Below are 19,966 nucleotides of genomic sequence, written 5' to 3'. Positions count from 1 at the left end.
TTTCAGAATAGACGCCCGACACATCGCTCGGTCTCCCACGTGCTGAGAAAAGTCACCTCCCGTGCTATCCAACCGACACTGTTGTTTCCCCACTCTCGCGCGCGGCTTGCGTACTCACCCATCAGCCAAAAGTGGCGGACGATCACAAACCGAATAGCTGCTTCGAAGTCGTCGGGCGTTATTGGACGGATTGACTGATAGCCATCAACGAAGGCAGCCCACGTAGCGGTCAACGACCGGCCGAAAGAGACTTGTGCCCACAAAAAAACGGCCAAGTCATAGGCAAGGTATCCGGGACCTCCGTCATCGAAGTCGAAAAACACTGCTTCTCCAGCCCCATTGATACGCGAATTGAAGCCGTGGCAGTCCCCGTGACAATACGTCCATGTCAGGTTGCTGAACGCCTTGATAGCCGCCGCAGTCCGCTCGGCGATCTGTCCAAGGTCGCTGAGGACATGCGTTTCTTCCACAATTCCGCTATCGCGAATTCGGGCAAGAGGCCGATGCAGTAAATGTTCCAGATCAAGCCGGTACAGCGCACCGTCAACCGGAAATGTCTCGGCCGCGTTGTGCAGTAGAGCAAGGGTCTTTCCGTTGGCGCAAGCATCACCGGCGTCGGTTGCAAGCGGTTCTCGGCCATCGATCGCCTGAAAAAGCACAGCATCGCGCGCACCCTCTGGTGCGTGCCCTTGAAGGAAAAACGTGCCATCGCGTGTCGGAATGGGCGCGGCGACCGGAACGCCCAATTTAGAGAGGTGGATCAAGAATGCAGTTTCGCTCTTGACGTTGGCGGGCCCACGCGCGCGGTGGTGAGAAAGCCGAAACACATAACGCTCGCTGCCGGTCACGCTGGCCAGGTAAACGTCATTCAATCCGCGTTGAAGCAATTGACAAGAAACCGGCGATCCCAACGCGTAGTGCTTATCGATAAAGCGTTCGATCGCCTCAATCTGAGGGGTCGAATATAGCGGATCAAAGTCAAACATGGCCGATGTTCCGTAGGTGCCGTAAATGCAAACTAGCATTGCAAACTACGGAGTTCTACAACGACCGCAATGTCCACTCATGGCGCGAAGCCGCCGAGTGCGTTCGTCCTCTGCCGGCCCAAAGCGGTCACCGCTAGGCGTCGATGATAGATAAAGGATTGCAGCCGCGAACATACATTCAGGCTGCTTGGTTAGCCGCTGGCGGGATGGCTATGAGTAGTTGTTCGATTTGATCGTCAAGTGCGAGTATACCAGCCTTCAACCGGTCAACGCGGGCAAGCTCATCGGCTGGATTTAATCCTTGACGCACGGCGGTCTTCGTTGATGTATGGGCCGCTGCCCCTCGAAGAGCTCCGAAGGAGTCCATGTCTGCAAGGAACCTTGGATCGATCACCTTGTGAGCAACTCCGATAGGCAATAGAAGTGCGAGCAGATTTTTTTCCTTGATACCGTGGTTTTCGTTTCGGACGAAGTTGTGAAACGCCGCTAACACTGGCTTGATCCGCTCGGAGATATCCACGAGTTCTGGCCATATTTTCCTTTTGTTTTCTCCTGGAGCCTCGAGAGTATCCGGAGGAGCATCCATGCTTCTTCCGCTGAAGCCAAGTAAACAAAGTACGACTTTAGATACATGGCCATTGTCCATCCAAGCAGTTCGCGCTTTGCGCACAGTCTCTAGGGCCCGGTCCTCAAAGAAAGCTTCGATCTCAGCATGAGCCAACACCCTAAAAGCGAGAGCCTTGGTGGAAACAGCTTCTGCTTCATCGTATAAGCCTGTGGGTTCAAACTCATTCGGCAGCAAATGGGTTCTGAGCGTATCGAGTTACTCAAGTAGTTCTTCGTACCTGGCCGATGCCATCGGCTACACTCCGAAGCCATCAAAGTCGATTCCCGCGCGAGGATTCAACTCATCGGCAGGGCGCAACGAAGGAACATTGAACTCGACTCCAATCGCATCTCGCAGCAGAGCGCCCCACTTTCTTAGCCTCTCCAGCGTATTCGGAACGCCCGCCGTGTCACTCTCCGCTGCCGCGATAAAATCAGCGTCGGCGATGAGCGAAGCGTATATCCTTCTCACATCGTCCTGATGCGTCATCATCTCAGCACGAATTTGTGGATTGGCAGCGTAAAAAATCAGTGCGTCAAAGATTGCTCGATTAAATGATCGAGACCCGCTTTTGCGCGCGATTTGTTCGATCCCAAATATCTCGATGAGGGCTGATGTCGCCTCATTGAATTGCTCAACAGACGAAAAGACGAACTCTTTACGGATTTCCCATTCGTCATTGAGGGTGTTGCACGTGGTGTCCAAAAAATCTTTCATTCTACCCGTGTAGCCTGAAAGGAAATGTTGGAAACTCAGGTATCGCGTCAGCAACTCGACGTCTCTCATTCGAGGGTCGGGACTTTCCCTTCCGAGCAAAGCCTGTAAAGGCTGCGAGGCCGCCGCACTGTCATCAACATAGTCGGAAAAATCGCCTGGAAACATAGCTTGGCGAAGCTCTTGAGGAGAAAGCTTCACACTCCCAGTGTTCAAGCGAAGGAACACGAGATGAAGAAAATCAAAATCAGGCCAATTTCGGATAACAACCGTTCTGATGGTGTAATTTAGGAACGCATTGTAGTCTGGCTCAAGTTGCGGCTCAGCTAAGTCTTGAACCCTCTTCCGTAATAAGTCTGACCTCGCCTCCAGGCCGCTCAGACGGAAATTATTATTGTTTCCCTCAGCATTTCCTGTGAACTGGAGAAGAGATAGGAGCCTTTGTTTGCCATCCAAAACAATGTATTTTCCTCGCTGTCCTTGTTTCTCAGCTAATACGATCTGTGGAACAGGTAGCCCAAGGATTAGAGACTCTATGAAGGTGCTCTTGCGGCTGCGGGACCAAGCGTCTCGACGTTGAAATCGCGGATTCATCTCAATGTTTGACCGCGTCAGTTGGGAAACAATGGTTTCAACAGTCCAATCTGCCGAATGAAGAACCGCTTCTGAAAAGTGTTGAACTTGCCTTCGATCAAGTCCTGAATCCTCTTCTTCCTCAAACTCGACATCGACGAAAGCCATGATCATTCTCCCAACTTTAGCGTGGCAGTAGCCATAACATGTGAGGGGTGCGACGATGCAACCGCAAAATTGCCTGGATCACTCTAGTTGAAGAAGGCATGTGGGTGATTGGTAATTCGCCTCGAGGCTATTCCGTCAGTGCAGTTGACACGGAGCCTTATCGGACTCGGTTAGCGCCCCAGAAATCTAACTATCCAACCTAGTTTCGACCCGATAGGACGCTCTGCAAGCAATGACGCGACCGCCAATATCTCAGTCTCTGAATGAATGCGACCGCTGGCTGCGAACCCTTACGAGTTCTCTGAAGGGATTAAACGGCGTTGAATTTGTACTCTAACCTCGGTTGAGACGCCTTCAAGGCCTCATGGCCGCTAATGGCGCAAAGCCGACTAGACGCTCCTTCTGCTTCCTGTGTCACACCCCTGTAAAACACCCGCTCTATCCCTCGGCGCCATCTTTCTCGCACCGAGGGCATTCCCATGAAAACGCTTCTCTCCGCCGTTGCCGCAGCGCTCGTCGCCGGCCTCATGTCCACCGCCGCTTTTGCCGGTAACCTGATCCTCTACACCAGCCAGCCGAACGAGGATGCGCAGGCGACGGTGGATGCGTTTATGGCGGCGAATCCCGGCGTCGAGGTGGAGTGGGTGCGCGAGGGGACCACGAAGATCATGGCCAAGCTGATGGCCGAGATCGAGGCGGGCAATCCGGTGGCGGATGTGCTCTTGATCGCCGACACAGTAACGATGCAGCGGCTGAAGGAGGCAGGGCATCTGATGCCGTATAAGTCTGCGGAAGCGGCGGCTTACGATGCCTCGCTTTATGATGCCGACGGCGCCTATTATTCGACGAAGATGATCACCACCGGCATCATCTACAACAGCTCGGCTCCGATGAAGCCGGCCGGCTGGCAGGATCTGGCGAAGCCGGAAGCCAAGGGCCTCGTCACCATGCCGAGCCCGCTCACCTCCGGGGCGGCGCTGATCCATGCGCAGACGCTTGCGGGCGTCGATGGCCTCGGCTGGGACTATTACAAGGCGCTCGCCGAAAACGGCGCGACGGCTGCCGGCGGCAATGGCGGCGTCTTGAAGGCGGTCGCGACCGGCGAGAAGGTCTATGGCATGGTGGTGGATTTCATGGCGATCCGCGAGAAGGCCAAGGGCGCGCCGGTGGAATTCGTCTTCCCCGCCGAGGGCGTTTCGGCCGTCACCGAGCCGGTCGGCATTCTGAAGACCGCGAAGAACCCGGAACCGGCGAAGAAATTCGTCGATTTTCTCCTCTCCGAGGAGGGCCAGAAAGTGGCGGTGAAGATGGGCTATATCCCGGCCCGCAACGGCGTGGCGCTGCCCGAAGGCTTCCCGGCGCGCGAGACGATCAAGGTGCTGCCGGTCGATGCGGCCGCGGCGGCGAAGAACGCCGAGGCGGACCTCAAGACCTTCTCCGGCATCTTCGGCACCAACTGATCGGCTGATGCCAAATACCGACGAGATCGCTTGCAGCCGGCGCGGAGCAAGCCGCGCACCGGCTGAGGGCCCGGATGCGGAGGGACGCTCTGGCTTCAAAATGCTGGAGCGTCCTTTGCGCGTTCTCTCGAAAGCGCGGCGCTTTCAGTGGCTGCGGCTTCTCCTTGGCGGCGAGACGGCGGACGGCGCCGGGCGGGACGGCGAAGCGGTTCCGGCCAAGCTACCGAAGGCGCTGACGCGGACCTTGCGCGGCTTTGAGCCACCGCCGATGCCTTACGCTGCGGCAGACGACTTACCTGAGCGGAAGACCAGGCGGCGCGGAGCAGGGCGGCGGTTTCCATTTTCCTTACGCGGTGGGCAGCGCGGCGGCGGGGAGCCCGCCTGGCTCATGCTCTTCGTATTCTGCGCCGTCTTTCTGCTTTCGGCCCTGCCGCTCATCCGGCTCGGCTGGGCGGGCTTCGGCGGCCTCGTGGAAGGCGAGGCGGCGAGGGTTCTCTTCGAGCCGGCGACCTTTGCCGCGCTTCGCAATACGCTAATCACGGCGACAGGCGGAATGCTCATTTCGCTCATGCTCGGAGCGTTCTTCGCCTTTGCGATGGCGCTCACCGATATCCGCGGCAAGCTGGCCTTGAGCTTCGCCTTCATGCTGCCGATGATGATCCCGCCGCAGGTGACGGCGCTTGCCTGGGTGGAGATGTCCGGCCCATCGAGCCCGCTGCTGAAGGCGCTGGGGCTTGCGCCGCCACTCGGCAGTCCGCAGCCGCTCTATTCGTTTTCCGGCATCGCGCTTCTTTTGGGCGTGCAGCATGCGCCGCTCGTCTTCCTGGCGGTGAAGGCCGGGCTTGCCGGTGCTCCACGAGACGGGGTCGAGGCGGCGCGGCTTGCCGGCGCTTCGCCGTGGCGCGTCTTCCGCGATATCGTGCTGCCGCTTTCCTTTCCGGGGCTCATCGCCGGGGCGGCGATCGCCTTCGTTTCAGGCATCGGCAATTTCGGCATTCCGGCGATCCTCGGCATTCCCGCCTCGATCGAGACGCTGCCGACGCTGATCTTCAGCCGACTTGCGAGCTTCGGCACCGCCACCTTTGGCGAGATCGCCGTTCTCTCGAGCCTGATCGCCGTCGTCTCCGCTGCCGGGCTTCTGCTGCAGCAGCGAGCACTTTCCGGCCGGGACTATCGCCTGATCGGCCTTTTCGGCGCGAATGCCGCCTTCGCGCTCGGGCGCTTGCGGCTTGCCGCGGAGGCGCTGCTTTGGGCGCTGCTGGCGGTGGTGCTGGTCGCGCCGCTTCTGGCGCTCGTTGCGAGCTCGCTGGTGCCGGCCTATGGCGTGCCGCTCAACTTTCAAACCATGTCACTTCATGCCTATGGCGAAATCCTCTTCCGCCAGTCGGTGACGCTGACGGCGCTCAGGAACTCGCTCTTTCTCGCTTCCGCCGCGGCGGTCGGCCTGCTCGTCGTCACCGTGCCGACCGGCTATCTGCTCGTCCGTCGGCGGGGTGCGCTTGCCAATCTCCTGGCGATTTTGATCGAGGTGCCCTATGCGCTGCCCGGCATCGTGCTCGCCGTCGCCTTCATCCTCATCTTCGCGGCACCGCTGCCGGTGATCGGCCTTTCGCTTTACGGCACGATCTGGATCATCCTTGCTGCCTATTTCTCTTCCTTCCTGGCTGTCAGCCTCAAGCCGGTGATGAGCGCCTTCCTGCAGATGGACCCGGCGCTCGAGGAGGCGGCGCGGCTCGCGGGGGCAGGTTTTCTGCGCCGCACGCGCGACGTGCTTCTGCCGCTGATTGCGCCCGCCGCCGGCGCCTCCGTCATCCTCGTCTTCCTGATTGCGGCAAACGAGCTGACGGTCTCGGCGCTTCTCTGGTCCGCCGGCACACAGACGCTTGGCGTCGCGATCTTCAATCTCGACGACAGCGGCTCCTCCGATCTCGCCTCGGCGCTTTCGGTGCTCGTCGTCCTCATGGTCATTGCGCTGATGGCGGCCCTCGAATTCATCGCGAAATACCTGCCGGAGGACGTGCTGCCATGGCGCAACTGATCCTCAACCACCTGACCAAGGACTTCGGTAGTGGCAGGCCGGCGGTTTCGGACGTTTCGCTTGCCGTGCGCAAGCAGGGATTCCTGGCTCTGCTCGGCCCCTCCGGCTGCGGCAAGACGACAGTGCTCCGGATGATCGCCGGCTTCGAGCAGCCGACGGACGGCTCGATCGAGTTCGGCGACCGGCCGCTTTCGGATGCGGAACGAGTGCTACCGCCGGAAAAGCGCAACATGGCGATGGTCTTCCAGTCCTATGCGCTCTGGCCGCATATGACGGTGGCGGAGAATGTCGGCTATCCCTTGAAGATGCGCGGCATCTCCGGCGAGGCCTGGCGCAGGCGGGTGGGCGAAGCGCTTTCGCTCGTGAAGCTCGACGATTTCGCCGAGCGGCGGCCTGCGGCGCTCTCCGGCGGGCAGCGGCAGCGGGTGGCGCTGGCGCGCTGCCTCGTGACCGAGCCGGACGTGGTGCTGCTCGACGAGCCGCTCGCCAATCTCGACCAGCATTTGAGGAAGGCTATGGAGGAGACCTTCCGCGCCTTTCACGAGCGCTCCGGCGCGACGATGATCTATGTGACACACGACCAGGCGGAAGCCATGGCGCTTGCGACCGATGTTGCGGTGATGTCGGAAGGCAAGCTGCTTCAGGTGGCGCCGCCGGCGGAGATCTATGCGCGGCCCGAGGGGCGGGTGGTCGGCGGATTGATCGGGCGCGGCAGTATCCTGCGGCTCAAGCTCCCGGAAGCGGCGGGACGCGTGCTCGACTGGCCGCTCCTGCGTGCCGCGCTCGGCGCCGGCGGACAGGCGGGCGAGGGGCCGCTCGCCGATGTGCTTGTCCGGCCGGAACAGGTGCATCGCGGCACCGACGGTATTTCCATGCGGGTCGTCTCGTGCATCTTCGAGGGCGAACGCTTCGCGGTCACGCTCTCCCTGCCGGACGGGCAGCAGCTCAAGGCCTATAGCAGCGTGGTGCTCGGCGAGGGCGCGCCGGTACCCTTCGTCATGAGCGGCGGGTGGCGCCTGTAGGGCCGCGGAGGGGGGATCTGGGAGAGCAGGTAGTTTGGACTGCTGCGTTTCCGTGCTCGGCTGGTGCGACCGCTCTACAGTCGCCGGCTTCTTTCTCGCCGTCATCCTCGGGTCAAGCCCGAGCATGACGGAGGAGGGGTAGCGTGGTGCTGCGTCTAACCGCGTGACTCTGCGCCTATTTCAAAACTGGTTGATTTATGCAACCAGTATGGCATAGTTTCCGGGAAGCCGTCGTGCACACAGGAGGAGACGATGCAACTTTATCAGGGCATGGGACCGAATTCTTATCGCGTCCGCATCTTTCTCAAGGAGAAGGCGATCGAGGTGCCGATGGTGGAGATCGACTTCATGAAGGGCGAGCACAAGGCGCCGGAATTCCTGAAGCTTAACTCTCTTGGGCAGATCCCCGTGCTTGAACTCGACGACGGTACGATCATCACAGAAAGCGTCGCGATCTGCCGCTATTTCGAAGAGACGCATCCGGAGCCGCCGCTTTTCGGGAGCGATGCGGTCAGCTGCGCAAGGATCGAGATGTGGAACCGGCGGGTCGAATTCGAGCTCTTCGGCACCGTCGGCAATGTGGCGCTGCATTCCGATGCCCTCTTCAAGGATCGCCTCGTGCAGTTCCCTGCCTTTGCCGAGACCGAGCGGCAGGCGGTGCCGAGGAAATGGGCCTGGCTCGACCGCGAGCTCGCCGACGGCCGACCGTTCCTCGCCGGCGAGAACTTCTCGGTCGCGGACATCAGCGGGGCGGTCTGCGGCTGGCTGGCGGAAGTCTTCGGGATGGAAATTCCGGCCGAACTCGAAAGGGTCCAACGCTGGTACGAGCGGGTGAGAAGTCGGCCGAGCTGGAGCGCGTGAGGCGCGACGCAGCAACGCGCGGGACGCGCGGTCGGCCCGGTCTGCTTTCAAGAACAGAAAAGATTCTCGCGTAACGGTCGCGGGAACCAGCATTAAGCCTGCACGTTCCCCTTTGCATCACGACACGAAGGCTGCAGAGGGAGGCAGTTGGCACATGTATGTCATGGCGCTTGCGACGGACTATGATGGTACGCTGGCCGAATTCGGCGAGGTCAGAGAGGAAACGCTGGAAGCCCTGAAAAGGCTGCGGGAGACCGGTCGCAGACTGCTGCTCGTCACAGGGCGCGAACTGCCGGACTTGAAGCGCGTGTTTCCGCACACGGACCTGTTCGACAAGGTCGTCGTCGAAAATGGCGCCTTGCTCTATACGCCGGAGACCGAGGAGGAGCGGCCGCTTGCGCCGTCGCCGCCGCCGGCTTTCGTCGAGCGCCTCAGAGAGAAGGGCGTCGACAGGGTATCGGTCGGACGCTCCATCGTCGCGACCTGGGAGCCGCACCAAACGGCAGCGCTCGAGGCCATCAACGAGCTCGGGCTCGAGCTCGAGATCATCTTCAACAAGGGCGCGGTGATGATTTTGCCGAGCGGGGTCAACAAGGCCACGGGCCTGAAGGCGGCGCTCAAGGAGATGCAGCTTTCCTTTCTGAACGTCGTGGCCGTTGGCGATGCGGAGAACGACCACGCGCTCTTGCGGACCTGCGGTTGCGGTGCTGCCGTCGCGAACGCCTTGCCCGCTCTCAAGGACACGGCCGACGTCGTGCTGGAGGGCGCGCGCGGTGCCGGTGTCGAGGAATTGATCGTGCGGGTCATGGAGTCCGACTATGCGCTCTGCACCAATGCCCGCCACCAGGTGCCGATCGGCGAGGATGATGACGGGCCAGTCGAGATCGGGCCGATCGACGTACTGCTCATCGCCGGAAGTTCGGGTATCGGCAAGTCGACCTTGGCGACTGCCATTTCGGAGCGATTGCGAGAGCGGCGCTGTCAGTTCTGCGTCTTCGATCCTGAAGGGGACTATCAAGGCCTCGAAGGCGCCGTGACGGTCGGCGATGGTTCGACCACGCCGACGGGCAACGAGGTGCTGGACCTGCTCGCCAATCCGGACGACAACGTCGTGGTCAGTGCCCTCGGTTTCGAACTGAGGGAGCGGCCCGGCTTCTTTGCCGAGCTCATGTCGGACCTTTCGGCGTTCCGCGCCAGAACGGGCAGGCCGCACTGGTTGATCATCGACGAGGCGCACCATCTCATGCCGGCTTCGCGCGACAGTGCCTCGCTTGCCCTTTCGCACGACCGTTCGGGCACAATCATGGTCACCGTTCACCCGGATACCGTCTCCCCTGATGCGCTCAGGGCGGTGACGGCGGTCGCAGCGCTAGGCCCCAAGGCGCGCGAAGTGATCGAGGACGTTTGCGCCGCCGTCGGCGATGCACCGCCGGACGGCCTGGATGCGCCGCTCGAGGACGACGAGGTTCTTTTCTGGCGACGCTCGCCTCCAGAGCCGGTGCGGCGGATCCGTGTCGAACAACCCCAACAGGCCCGCAAGCGGCACACGCGGAAATATGCGGAAGGCCAACTGGGCGAGGAGGCAAGCTTCTATTTCCGAGGCCCGAAAAACGAAATGAACCTGCGCGCCCACAATCTGATGATCTTCCTGCAGATTGCCGAAGGGATCGACGATAAGACCTGGGAGCATCATTTGCGCCGGGGCGATTACTCGAAATGGTTCGAGGAGCGCATCGGCGACGAGGAACTGGCCCTGGAGACCGCCGGCATCGAAGAGGATCGCTCGCTCTCGCCGGCCGAGAGCCGCCAAAGGCTCGCCGAGGCCGTGCGTCGCCGCTACACTGCACCTGCGTCCGAGAAGGACTGAGCGCTGATCGATCCCAGAGGGAGAGCGGGTGCGGGCAGAAAACCGCGCACACTTTTCCTCATTCCGCGCTAGCGTTTCGGCTTCTGCTTCGAGCCCGCACTCCTGCCGTCCGAGCTCTTGGAGCGCTCGTCGAACCGGTCGGCGCCCTTGGCGAGATCCGACCCTTTTTTCGCTTCTACCTTTTTCTCTTCTTTCGCGGCGCTTTCATGCAAGCCTTGAGCGGACTGCTTGCCCTTTGCCGTCGGAGCTTGTTTCACACCCATTTCGCCACTCCTCCACGATGGAGATGACCCGAAATCATCCTGATCCAATCGAACGTGCAGCGAGCTTTCCTTGTTCCTTCCCGCAGGCGACGGCCGTTGCTCTTTTAGGGGTCAAATCGCCTGGCAAGGCGCCCGGGGTGCACGTAGCTGTGGACGGCCTCGTTTTTGCCTCTCTTGCCTTCTCCCTGGCTTTTTTGAATTCCTAAAATGAAGGCGCTTGATTCGCGCCGCACCGCATTCGATCGCCGTTTTCCCGGGGCACGGGCAGCTTTCGACGGCCGGGGAACTGCCCAAGGAGAAGAGCCATGACAGAGTACAAGAAGCCGATCATCACCGAGATGCGTCCGAAAATCACTGTCATCGGGGTCGGTGGGGGCGGCGGCAACGCGATCAACAACATGATCGCGGAAAATCTGCAGGGTGTGGACTTCATCGCCGCCAACACGGATGCGCAGGCGCTATCGATGTCGCAGGCCGCGCGGCGGATACAGCTCGGCGCCGCCATCACCGAGGGTCTCGGGGCCGGCTCGGTGCCGGACATCGGCAACGCGGCGGCACAGGAGTCGATCGACGAGATCATGGACCACCTCGGCGACACCCATATGTGTTTCGTCACCGCGGGCATGGGCGGCGGTACCGGCACGGGGGCAGCACCGGTGATCGCGGAGGCCGCGCGGCGGGCCGGCATCCTGACGGTCGCCGTCGTCACCAAACCCTTCAGCTTCGAAGGCAAGCGGCGCATGCAGACGGCGGAATTGGGCATCGAGCGGCTGCGCGAAAGCGCCGACACGGTGATCGTCATCCCCAACCAAAACCTCTTCCGTATCGCCGACGCCAAGACCACCTTTGCCGACGCTTTCATGATTGCCGACCGCGTGCTCTATTCGGGCGTGAGCTGCATTACCGATCTGATCGTCAAGGAGGGCCTCATGAACCTCGACTTCGCCGACGTGAAGACGGTGATGAAGGGCATGGGCCGGGCAATGATGGGAACGGGCGAGGCGAACGGCGAGAACAGGGCGATGATGGCGGCAGAGGCGGCGATCGCAAATCCGCTGCTCGACGAAGTGTCGATGCGCGGCGCCAAGGGTGTGCTCGTCTCGATCTCCGGCGGCATGGACATGACGCTCTTCGAGGTGGACGAGGCAGCGACCCGCATCCGCGAGGAAGTCTACGACGAGGCCGACATCGTCGTCGGCGCCATCTTCGATCGCACCCTCGACGGCACGTTCCGCGTTTCCGTCGTCGCGACCGGTCTAGACAGTGCTCGCGGCACAGAGGCGGCAGCGCCCGAGGCGATGAATGGGCAGCAGGCGGCTGCCGTGCCGACGCGCACGCTGCAATAAGGGGTACACGTCTCGCGGACTCACGAGCAGCCTACATGATGAAAAGACGAGCTGTACTCGCTTCGCTCATACGATTCGATAGATCCATATCTGACTTGGAGCGGCGCTCGCTGAGCTCCCTTGGGATGCTGAACCGGTCATCACGCTAAAGCGTGATGATGTCACCGCAATTTTGAGGCGATTCGGCAGCGGCGAAATCGATGAACATTCCGTCGAAGATTGGGCGAATCTTGTCGAAGGGCGCGAGGACATCCGCTTTGAGTTAGGGCACGAGGATACGATCGCGTCTGCAATTCATGCACTCGCAAATCCCTACCTTCATGGGCAGATCACTGCCATCCTGTCCGGGATGCTCGTCGATCTTCGATGAGCAGCAGCCTCTCATTCTGACAAGCCGGCACGGCGCAGATCATTGACGAAGCGATCGATGAAGTCTTCCGACATGGCCGGGTGACGTCCGAAATAGAACTCCGCCCGGGCGTTCTTCGTGGTCATGTCCGGCCGCCGCTGAAGGAGCGCGGCGACGGCTGCGCGTGCTTCGTCCGTCCGCTCCTCGGCCCCAAGGGCGGCTACCAGCACCATGGCTGGCCAGAAGGTGGCGTTCTCCTGACGCAGTGAGGCGCGGGCGGACTCGGCGGCTTCCGTAAGCCGGCCAGACTGATAATGGGCGATAGCCACCATGTTGTGGAAGGTCCATAGATGCGGATCGCGGGGGCTTAGTCGGAACGCCTCGTTGATCGCGGCAATGCCCTCTTCCGGCCGATCGACATAGCAGAGCGCCTGCCCGAGGGCGAAATGGCCTTGCGCGAAGCTCGCATCGAGCCTCAGCGCGTTGCGCAGATGATCGATGCCGCGCTCCGGCTGGCCGCCGAGCGCCAGCGCCCGGCCGAGTGCCAGGTGCGCGGCAGGCTCGCGGCTGTCAAGCGCGATCGCCCGCTCGGCAAGCGCGGTGGCATCAGCGATCCGCTCGGCGCGTTCCTCCAGCGGGCCGTACCAGCCGAGCTGTATGTGGACATAGGCAAGGCGGGCATGGGCCTGGGCGAAACTGGGTTCGAGGCTTGTCGCTCGCTCGAAGAGCTCCTTGGCGACCTTGAGGTCGTCGAGGTTGAACTTGTAGAGGTGCCAGAGGCCCTTGAGATAGATATTCCACGCGTCCATATCGGCGGCCATATGGCCGCGCAGCGCCGCAAACTCGATCATGCCGAGTTCCGGTCCGATGGTGCCGGTTATCTGGCCAGCGATCTCGTCCTGCAGCACGAACATGTCGTCAAGGGTGCGCTCGTAGCGCTCGGCCCAGAGCAGCATGCCGGTGCCGCCGCTCAACAATTGCGCGGTGATGCGAATGCGGTTGCCCGAACGGCGGACGCTCCCCTCGATCACATATTTGACGCCGAGGTCCTCGGCGACCTTCCTGACGTCGACGGCCGTCCCCTTGTAGGTGAAGGAGGAATTGCGGGCGACGACGCGCAGCCATCGGCAGCGGGCGAGCGTCGCGATGAGCTCCTCGGTGAAACCGTCGGAGAAGTGCTCCTGTTCTTCGGCGCTCGATAGGTTGGCGAAGGGAAGCACGGCGATCGAAGGGCGCTTGTGATCGGGCACCGGCCGCTGATGCGGCGGCGCATGCTGAGTTAGGCTCTCCGCCTCGTGCGGTTGCCATTGCCAGACGCGCACGGGGGCGGCGTCGCCGAGCGTCTGCCGGCCGAGATCGACGGCGGGAAAGTCGAGCTTCGTGCCTATCTGGTCGTAAACTTGCTGCGACACGCAAATGCCGCCGGGCGGCGCCATTTCCTGCAAGCGCGTGGCGACCGCAATGCCATCGCCATGGATATCTCCGTCCTCGACGACCACATCGCCGAGATGGACGCCGATGCGCAGCTCCAGGCGCCGCGCCTCGGCGCTCTCATTGTGCTCCTGCATCGTTCGTTGGATTGCGATCGCGCAGGCAACCGCGTCGATAACGCTCGCAAATTCAGCCAGCGTTCCGTCGCCTGTCTCTTTGACGATCCGCCCGCTATGAGCCGCGACGGCAGGCAGAATGAAAGCGTTCCGGCATGCCTTCAGCGCCTGGAACGTGCCAGCTTCGTCACGTCCCATCAGCAGGCTGTAGCCGACGACGTCGGCGTCCATGATCGCTGCCAACCGCCTCATGCGCTCCCCTTCATTCGAACCAGGTGGTCCAGTCACGTGCGACCGCTTCCGATCCGTGGAGCGGTGGTGCGGGCGGAATCCGCACGCACTTTCCCGATCCCGATCCAAGAAGTGAGGTGCGGGATGCTCGCGGAGAACACTTCAAGCGTTTCCTGATCCCGCTTCGAAAGAGTAGCAACGGCCGTGGCTGGTGTCCATTAGGCGGTCTGCATGGATATGCGGTGTCGCCTAAAACGCGTTGCATTCAATCGAATTCATGCGACGCGTTTAGGTTCTTGTGCATGTCGTGACCCACACCCGTTGCGCACTTCTGGGCGACATGCAGCAATTCAAAGTGCTACAGCGAGCTTTGCGCGCCTGATAAGACGTGCGGCGCTGCAGATCACAATGATTTTAGGTCGGATCGACCTAAAAATCATGAACGTGATCGATTCTAATAGGTTAGCGCGGGGTGCTGGCGGAAAACCGCGCACACTTTTCCATATCCCGCGCTAGCGCCTATTCGTGCGGCTGACCCGCCAGATAACGTTGCCGACGTCGTCTGCGACGAGCAGCGCGCCGGTCTTGTCGATTGCGACTCCAACGGGGCGGCCCATCGCCGTGCCGCCGCGGCCGAGGAAACCGGTGAGGACGTCGCGTGGCGGACCGCTGGGTTTGCCGTTGCGGAAAGGCACGAAGATCACCTTGTAACCGCTGTGGACGCTCCGGTTCCACGAGCCGTGCTGGCCGACGAAGGCGCCGTTCGCGTAAGTCCGGCCGAGGGACGCCCCCTTGGAAAAGGTGAGGCCCAGCGAGGCGGTATGCGCGCCGAGCGCGTAGTCAGGCTTGATCGCCTTTGCAACGAGATCCGGCCGGGGCGGCTTGACGCGGGTATCGACGTTTTGGCCGAAATAGCTGTAGGGCCAGCCGTAGAAGCCGCCGGCGCTGACGGAGGTCATGTAGTCCGGCACGAGATCGTCGCCGATCCCGTCCCGCTCGTTGACGGCGACCCAGAGTTCGCCGCTTTCCGGATTCCAGGAAAGCCCATTCGGGTTCCTGAGGCCCGAAGCGAAGACGCGCGTCCGGCGGCTTTCCGGATCCACCTCTAAGACCGCGGCGCGATTCTTCTCCGCCGCCATGCCGTTTTCGCCGACATTGCTGTTGGAGCCGACGGTTACGTAGAGCCTTTGGCCGTCGCGGCTTGCGATCACGTCCTTGGTCCAGTGATGGTTGAGGTCCCCGGCCGGCAGGTCGACGATCTTTCGCGGCCGCCCGCGCGCCCGGGTCTGGCCGTCGGAATAGGGAAAGGCTACGAGGGCGTCGGTATTGGCGACGTAGAGCCTGCCGTTCGAAAGTGTCATGCCGAAGGGCGAGTTCAGTCCTTCCGCAAAGGTCCGGCGCTGATCGGCAACGCCGTCGCCATCGGTGTCGCGCAGAAGCGTGATCCGGTTGGCGCTCTTGGTGACCGCGCCGGCCCGCTTCATGGCCGCTGTCATGAAGACCTTGCGTAGGCTGAAGCCTTGGCCACGCTTCTCGGGCGCATTGCTTTCGGCAACCAGCACGTCACCGTTCGGCAGCACATGCAGCCACCGCGGGTGATCGAGGTTTGCCGCAAAGGCGTTGACCTTCAGCCCTCTTGCGGGCGTGGGCATGCGGCCCCTCTGCCAGCCGGTCGCATCGGCGATGTTAACGACTGGGATTATCGTGGGGCGCGGCTTCGGCAAGGTGGGGTTCGGACCATAGCCGATGCTGCCGGTCGTCCGCGCCGTTTGCTGCGCCGAGACGCCGGCGCAGCTCGCCACAAGCGCGCCCACCAGGGTGATCACGACTGCGGTACGCGGAAAGCCGGTGTTCATCAGACGCCCTCCGAACAGTGGCAGCATTGGACTAAGATGCAGGACGGCTTCGTGTTATTCCCCGCCACGTCCCAAAACGGCGGCGTTCGTGACTTGTTCCTTGCAATCTTTGCGGGGGCGGCATTGAGGAGTATTCTTCCATTCGGCCGGAAAAAGCCGGGGCGCGGACACCCCTGCAACTGGTGCGAGCGCCTTTCAACGATATCGAATAGCCCGCGGAAGCATGTTCCTCGAACGGGCTGGTTCAAGGGGCTGTCGCAGGCCCTTGGGAGGAAGAGATGACACGCAGAACCCAGATCGGGGGAAAAACGTCGCGTCGCAGGTTTTTGAGCGGCGCAGCCATGGCCGGTGCAGCCATGGTCGCCGCGCCAAGCGTCGTCAAGGCGCAAGGACCGGTCAGCATGCGCTGGCAGAGCACCTGGCCGTCGAAGGACATCTTTCACGAATTCGCACAGGATTTCGCCAAGAAGGTCAATGACATGACCGGTGGCGATCTCAGGATCGAGGTGCTGCCGGCGGGCGCCGTCGTACCTGCCTTCGGCTTGCTCGATGCCGTGTCGCAAGGGACGCTCGATGGCGGCCACGGCGTGATGGTCTATCACTACGGCAAGCAGACGGCGCTGGCGCTTTGGGGCTCCGGGCCCGGCTTCGCCATGGACGCCAACATGCTGCTCGCCTGGCACAAATACGGCGGGGGCAGGGAACTGCTCGCCAAGCTTTATGAATCGATCGGCGCCAATGTGGTCTCGTTTCCGTATGGGCCAATGCCGACGCAGCCGCTCGGCTGGTTCAAGAAGCCAGTGGCAAAGCCCGAGGATATCCAGGGGCTGAAATTCCGTACGGTCGGCATTTCGATCGATGTGTTCACAGCACTTGGCGCTGCGGTCAATGCGCTGCCAGGTGGAGAGATCGTCGCCGCTCTCGACCGTGGACTGATCGACGCCGCGGAGTTCAACAATGCCTCATCCGACCGAGTGCTCGGTTTTCCCGATGTTTCCAAGATCTGCATGCTGCAGGGCTACCATCAGAATGCCGAGACGTTCGAGATCCTCTTCAACAAAGGAAAATTCGACGGCCTGCCAGAGGCTATGAAGGCAATCATAGCCAATGCGGTGGAGTCGGCGTCCGCGGACATGTCCTGGAAGGCAATCGATCGTTACTCCACGGATTATCGCGAGATGCAGACCGCCGACAGCGTCAAGTTCTACAAGACGCCGGACGCGATCCTCAAACGGCAGCTCGAAGTTTATGACGAGGTTGTAAAGAAAAAATCGGCAGAGAACCCGATGTTCAAGGAGGTCCTCCTCTCGCAACTCACCTTTGCCGAAAGGGCGACTCGGTGGGAACAGGACACTGTCGTCAACCGAAGGATGGCATTCGATCACTACTTCGGACGGGACGGTGTAGCAAAAGAGTTCTGAAGGTTTAGGTGAGCGTCGCTTCGTCGGACGGGCTTCGGCGAAGTGGCGTTTTCGGTCCGATTAAATGAAGGTGGGGGAGAAACCTCCCGCGATTTCTGGGTGACGCGCGTGCAGGCTCAGCGGTTTCTGCTCACAATTGACGCAATCAGCGTCTGGGTTGGCAAGGCCGCGGCATGGCTGATCATCGGATTGATGATGTTGGTCTGCGCCGAAGTCTTCAAGCGCTACATCCTGAATATGCCAACGGCGTGGATCTTCGATGCCAGCAACATGCTTTATGGAAGCCTCTTCATGCTGGCGGGGGCCTATGCCTTGGCGCAGAACGCCCATGTGCGCGGCGACTTCATCTATAGTTCGCTAAGGCCGCGCACACAGGCCGCGCTCGATCTCCTCCTTTACATCCTCTTCTTCCTGCCCGGCATCGCCGCGCTTATCTATGCCGGCTACGACTATGCCGCCCTTTCCTGGAGGATCGGCGAGCATTCGACGGTAACGGCGGAAGGGCCGCCGATCTACTATTTCAAGACGGTCATCCCGGTGGCGGGCGCCCTCGTGATGCTGCAGGGGCTCGCCGAGATCGTGCGCTGCATCGTCTGTCTGAGAGTCGGGGCGTGGCCGCGACGGCTTCACGATGTCGAAGAGATCGACGTCGTCGCCGAGCAGCTTGCCCAGAGCCAATATGTCGATGTCGAGGCGCGTGAGGCGGCGATCGAGCGGGCGCAGGACATCGAGAGAGCGGCGCGGCAGCGCGGTCTCAAAGGAGAGGAGGAGACGTGAGCGACCCGTTCCTCGGATTGACGATGCTGATGCTCATCGTGGTCGTGATCATGATGGGCTTCCCGACGGCTTTCACGCTGATGGGGCTCGGGATGCTCTTCGGCTTCTATGCCTTCTACAATCCCGCCGAGCCCTGGATCGACAATCGCGTCTTCGATCTCATGGTCCAGCGCACCTATGGCGCGATGACCAATGACGTCTTGATCTCGATCCCGCTCTTCGTGCTGATGGGCTACGTGATGGAGCGCGGCGCGCTCGTCGACAAGATGTTCTACAGCGTCCAGCTTTCGTTTAGGCGCGTGCCGGCATCGCTTGCCATCACGACGCTCATCGTCTGCACCTTCTGGGGTATTGCCAGCGGCCTCGTTGGCGCCGTGGTGGTGCTGATGGGCGTGATCGCCATGAATCCGATGCTGCGCGCCGGTTACGACGTGAAGCTCGCCGCCGGCGTCATCACCGCAGGCGGCACGCTCGGGATCCTGATTCCGCCCTCGGTGATGATCATCGTCTATGCGGCGGTCGCGGGGCAATCGGTGGTCAAGCTCTATGCGGCGACGATGTTCCCCGGGTTTTTCCTGGCTCTGCTTTACCTCGTCTACGTCCTCGGATGGGCGATGCTCAACCCGAAGATCGCGCCGACCCTGCCCGAGGAGCAGACGCGCGTTCCGGTGCCGATCTGGATGAAGCGCTTCGAGGCGCTCTATTCACGCAACATGCTGGTTGGGCTCATATCGGCCCTGTTTCGTCCATCGCGAGCCATGGCGATCGAGACGGAGGATGGGCGGTTCACCTATTGGAGGCTGGTGAAGAATGCCGTCGCGGCGCTCGTTCCCTTCCTTCTCGTCGCCTTCACGCTGGCGCTCGTCTGGTGGTACGTCGTTATTCACCAGCAGGCGGCCGAGACGGAAGCGCCGGAAGGGCTTGAGGAGCTCGGCGCGCCGGCGGTGGACGCGGGTCCGGCGGCGGCCGATGGATCTGCCACGGGTTTCTACATCTGGTTCGGCATCGCGGTGGCGATCGCTGCACTTGCGCTTGTCCGCTATTACCGAAAGATGAACGCCGAAAGGCTTCAGGTCGTGAAACTTCTGGTCTCCTCGGTCATGCCGCTCGCGATCCTCACCGTCGTCGTGCTCGCGGTCATCCTTTTCGGCATCACGACAGCGACGGAGTCTGCTGCCATCGGTGCCGCAGGGGCTTTCCTGCTGGCGATGCAGGCGCGCACGCTCGACTGGCAGCGCACCAAGGAAGCGGTGTTCCTGACTGCAAAGACGACTGCCATGGTCTGCTGGCTCTTCGTCGGCTCGGCGCTCTTTTCAGCCGTCTTTGCCATTCTCGGCGGCCAGGCGCTGATCGAGCAATGGGTGCTCGCGCTCGACCTCACGCCGGTGCAGTTCATGATTCTCTCGCAGGCGATCATCTTCCTTCTCGGCTGGCCGCTCGAATGGACGGAAATCATCATCATCTTCGTGCCGATCTTCCTGCCGCTGCTCCAGCACTTCGACATCGACCCCATCCTCTGGGGCGTGCTGGTCTTCGTGAACCTGCAGGCGGCGTTCCTGTCGCCGCCGGTGGCGATGTCCGCCTATTATCTCAAGGGCGTTTCGCCGCCGCATGTGAGCCTCAACCAGATCTTCGCCGGCATGATGCCTTACATGCTGATCGTCATCCTCTGCATGGTGCTCATGTATCTATGGCCGGGCATGACGCTCTGGCTTCCGAACTATCTCTACGGCTGAGCCGAAACAGATCGTGGTGCTTGCTGCGCGCCTGACCGGACGCGAGACTTGCAAAGATCCGCACGAAAAAAGAGCCCGCCGTCAGCAAGCGGGCTCCGGGAAGATCGCGGCTAAACATCGCCAAACTTGGACAAGTCACTGGCA

At 61.4% G+C, this 19,966-nt stretch carries 15 protein-coding genes; 9 read left to right on the top strand and 6 right to left on the bottom strand.

Annotated features, from left to right (window positions below):
* Nucleotides 1-2 precede the first annotated feature (2 nt).
* From M728_RS09560 to M728_RS09550, 3 genes are all read right to left on the bottom strand, one after another.
* Nucleotides 3-986: a phosphotransferase enzyme family protein gene (locus M728_RS09560; protein WP_026621336.1), complete on the bottom strand. Its 984-nt coding sequence runs from the start codon at nucleotides 984-986 to the stop codon at nucleotides 3-5.
* 178 nt (nucleotides 987-1,164) lie between these two features.
* Complete coding sequence (locus M728_RS09555) at nucleotides 1,165-1,788, bottom strand: hypothetical protein (protein WP_051440928.1); 624 nt, start codon at nucleotides 1,786-1,788, stop codon at nucleotides 1,165-1,167.
* Between the two features lie 60 nt (nucleotides 1,789-1,848).
* The gene (locus M728_RS09550) at nucleotides 1,849-3,048 is read right to left on the bottom strand and encodes a DUF262 domain-containing protein (RefSeq protein WP_034883815.1); all 1,200 of its coding nucleotides are present in this window, start codon (nucleotides 3,046-3,048) and stop codon (nucleotides 1,849-1,851) included.
* A 479-nt stretch (nucleotides 3,049-3,527) separates the two neighbouring features.
* On the opposite strand from M728_RS09550, the gene M728_RS09545 reads away from it, so the two are divergent.
* From M728_RS09545 to M728_RS09525, 5 genes are all read left to right on the top strand, one after another.
* Complete coding sequence (locus tag M728_RS09545; protein WP_026621335.1) at nucleotides 3,528-4,508, top strand: ABC transporter substrate-binding protein; 981 nt, start codon at nucleotides 3,528-3,530, stop codon at nucleotides 4,506-4,508.
* 7 nt (nucleotides 4,509-4,515) lie between these two features.
* On the top strand, nucleotides 4,516-6,546 hold the full coding sequence (locus tag M728_RS09540; RefSeq protein ID WP_026621334.1) for an iron ABC transporter permease: 2,031 nt from the start codon (nucleotides 4,516-4,518) through the stop codon (nucleotides 6,544-6,546).
* Complete coding sequence (locus tag M728_RS09535; RefSeq protein WP_026621333.1) at nucleotides 6,534-7,568, top strand: ABC transporter ATP-binding protein; 1,035 nt, start codon at nucleotides 6,534-6,536, stop codon at nucleotides 7,566-7,568. The genes M728_RS09540 and M728_RS09535 overlap by 13 nt, the downstream gene beginning before the upstream one ends.
* A gap of 252 nt (nucleotides 7,569-7,820) precedes the next feature.
* Nucleotides 7,821-8,429, top strand: a complete 609-nt coding sequence (locus tag M728_RS09530; RefSeq protein WP_026621332.1) for a glutathione S-transferase family protein — start codon at nucleotides 7,821-7,823, stop codon at nucleotides 8,427-8,429.
* 154 nt (nucleotides 8,430-8,583) lie between these two features.
* Complete coding sequence (locus M728_RS09525) at nucleotides 8,584-10,296, top strand: HAD family hydrolase (RefSeq protein ID WP_026621331.1); 1,713 nt, start codon at nucleotides 8,584-8,586, stop codon at nucleotides 10,294-10,296.
* Nucleotides 10,297-10,364: 68 nt separating this feature from the next.
* On the opposite strand, the gene M728_RS09520 is transcribed toward M728_RS09525, so the two are convergent.
* Entirely contained in the window at nucleotides 10,365-10,559 is a 195-nt protein-coding gene (locus tag M728_RS09520) for a hypothetical protein (protein WP_026621330.1), read from the bottom strand.
* Between the two features lie 305 nt (nucleotides 10,560-10,864).
* Here M728_RS09520 and ftsZ point away from each other — a divergent pair, with 305 nt between their 5' ends.
* On the top strand, nucleotides 10,865-11,905 hold the full coding sequence (gene ftsZ / locus M728_RS09515; RefSeq protein WP_026621329.1) for a cell division protein FtsZ: 1,041 nt from the start codon (nucleotides 10,865-10,867) through the stop codon (nucleotides 11,903-11,905).
* A 381-nt stretch (nucleotides 11,906-12,286) separates the two neighbouring features.
* Here ftsZ and M728_RS09510 read toward each other — a convergent pair whose 3' ends face one another.
* Nucleotides 12,287-14,053, bottom strand: a complete 1,767-nt coding sequence (locus tag M728_RS09510) for an adenylate/guanylate cyclase domain-containing protein (RefSeq protein ID WP_026621327.1) — start codon at nucleotides 14,051-14,053, stop codon at nucleotides 12,287-12,289.
* Between the two features lie 491 nt (nucleotides 14,054-14,544).
* Nucleotides 14,545-15,888 (bottom strand): sorbosone dehydrogenase family protein, encoded by a 1,344-nt coding sequence (locus tag M728_RS09505; protein ID WP_026621326.1) that lies wholly within the window; start codon nucleotides 15,886-15,888, stop codon nucleotides 14,545-14,547.
* A 278-nt stretch (nucleotides 15,889-16,166) separates the two neighbouring features.
* Here M728_RS09505 and M728_RS09500 point away from each other — a divergent pair, with 278 nt between their 5' ends.
* From M728_RS09500 to M728_RS09490, 3 genes are all read left to right on the top strand, one after another.
* Entirely contained in the window at nucleotides 16,167-17,309 is a 1,143-nt protein-coding gene (locus tag M728_RS09500) for a TRAP transporter substrate-binding protein (protein ID WP_026621325.1), read from the top strand.
* Nucleotides 17,310-17,417: 108 nt separating this feature from the next.
* Nucleotides 17,418-18,086 (top strand): TRAP transporter small permease subunit, encoded by a 669-nt coding sequence (locus M728_RS09495; RefSeq protein WP_156943465.1) that lies wholly within the window; start codon nucleotides 17,418-17,420, stop codon nucleotides 18,084-18,086.
* Nucleotides 18,083-19,822, top strand: coding sequence for a TRAP transporter large permease subunit (locus M728_RS09490; RefSeq protein ID WP_026621323.1), 1,740 nt, complete (start codon nucleotides 18,083-18,085; stop codon nucleotides 19,820-19,822). The genes M728_RS09495 and M728_RS09490 overlap by 4 nt, the downstream gene beginning before the upstream one ends.
* Nucleotides 19,823-19,966 lie beyond the last annotated feature (144 nt).

Origin of the sequence: Ensifer sp. WSM1721 (assembly GCF_000513895.2) — a bacterium.
Taxonomy (GTDB): domain Bacteria; phylum Pseudomonadota; class Alphaproteobacteria; order Rhizobiales; family Rhizobiaceae; genus Sinorhizobium.
The sequence above is the reverse complement of the archived record's forward strand: the minus strand, read 5'-3'. Positions and strand labels throughout refer to the sequence as shown.

What these genes read in the sequence shown, in the direction of transcription:
- M728_RS09560 (WP_026621336.1), bottom strand. Translation starts at nt 986, where the DNA reads ATGTTTGACTTTGATCCGCTATATTCGACCCCTCAGATTGAGGCGATC.
- M728_RS09550 (WP_034883815.1), bottom strand. Translation starts at nt 3,048, where the DNA reads ATGGCTTTCGTCGATGTCGAGTTTGAGGAAGAAGAGGATTCAGGACTT.
- M728_RS09545 (WP_026621335.1), top strand. Translation starts at nt 3,528, where the DNA reads ATGAAAACGCTTCTCTCCGCCGTTGCCGCAGCGCTCGTCGCCGGCCTC.
- M728_RS09540 (WP_026621334.1), top strand. Translation starts at nt 4,516, where the DNA reads ATGCCAAATACCGACGAGATCGCTTGCAGCCGGCGCGGAGCAAGCCGC.
- M728_RS09535 (WP_026621333.1), top strand. Translation starts at nt 6,534, where the DNA reads ATGGCGCAACTGATCCTCAACCACCTGACCAAGGACTTCGGTAGTGGC.
- M728_RS09530 (WP_026621332.1), top strand. Translation starts at nt 7,821, where the DNA reads ATGCAACTTTATCAGGGCATGGGACCGAATTCTTATCGCGTCCGCATC.
- M728_RS09525 (WP_026621331.1), top strand. Translation starts at nt 8,584, where the DNA reads ATGTATGTCATGGCGCTTGCGACGGACTATGATGGTACGCTGGCCGAA.
- M728_RS09520 (WP_026621330.1), bottom strand. Translation starts at nt 10,559, where the DNA reads ATGGGTGTGAAACAAGCTCCGACGGCAAAGGGCAAGCAGTCCGCTCAA.
- ftsZ (WP_026621329.1), top strand. Translation starts at nt 10,865, where the DNA reads ATGACAGAGTACAAGAAGCCGATCATCACCGAGATGCGTCCGAAAATC.
- M728_RS09510 (WP_026621327.1), bottom strand. Translation starts at nt 14,053, where the DNA reads ATGAGGCGGTTGGCAGCGATCATGGACGCCGACGTCGTCGGCTACAGC.
- M728_RS09505 (WP_026621326.1), bottom strand. Translation starts at nt 15,888, where the DNA reads ATGAACACCGGCTTTCCGCGTACCGCAGTCGTGATCACCCTGGTGGGC.
- M728_RS09500 (WP_026621325.1), top strand. Translation starts at nt 16,167, where the DNA reads ATGACACGCAGAACCCAGATCGGGGGAAAAACGTCGCGTCGCAGGTTT.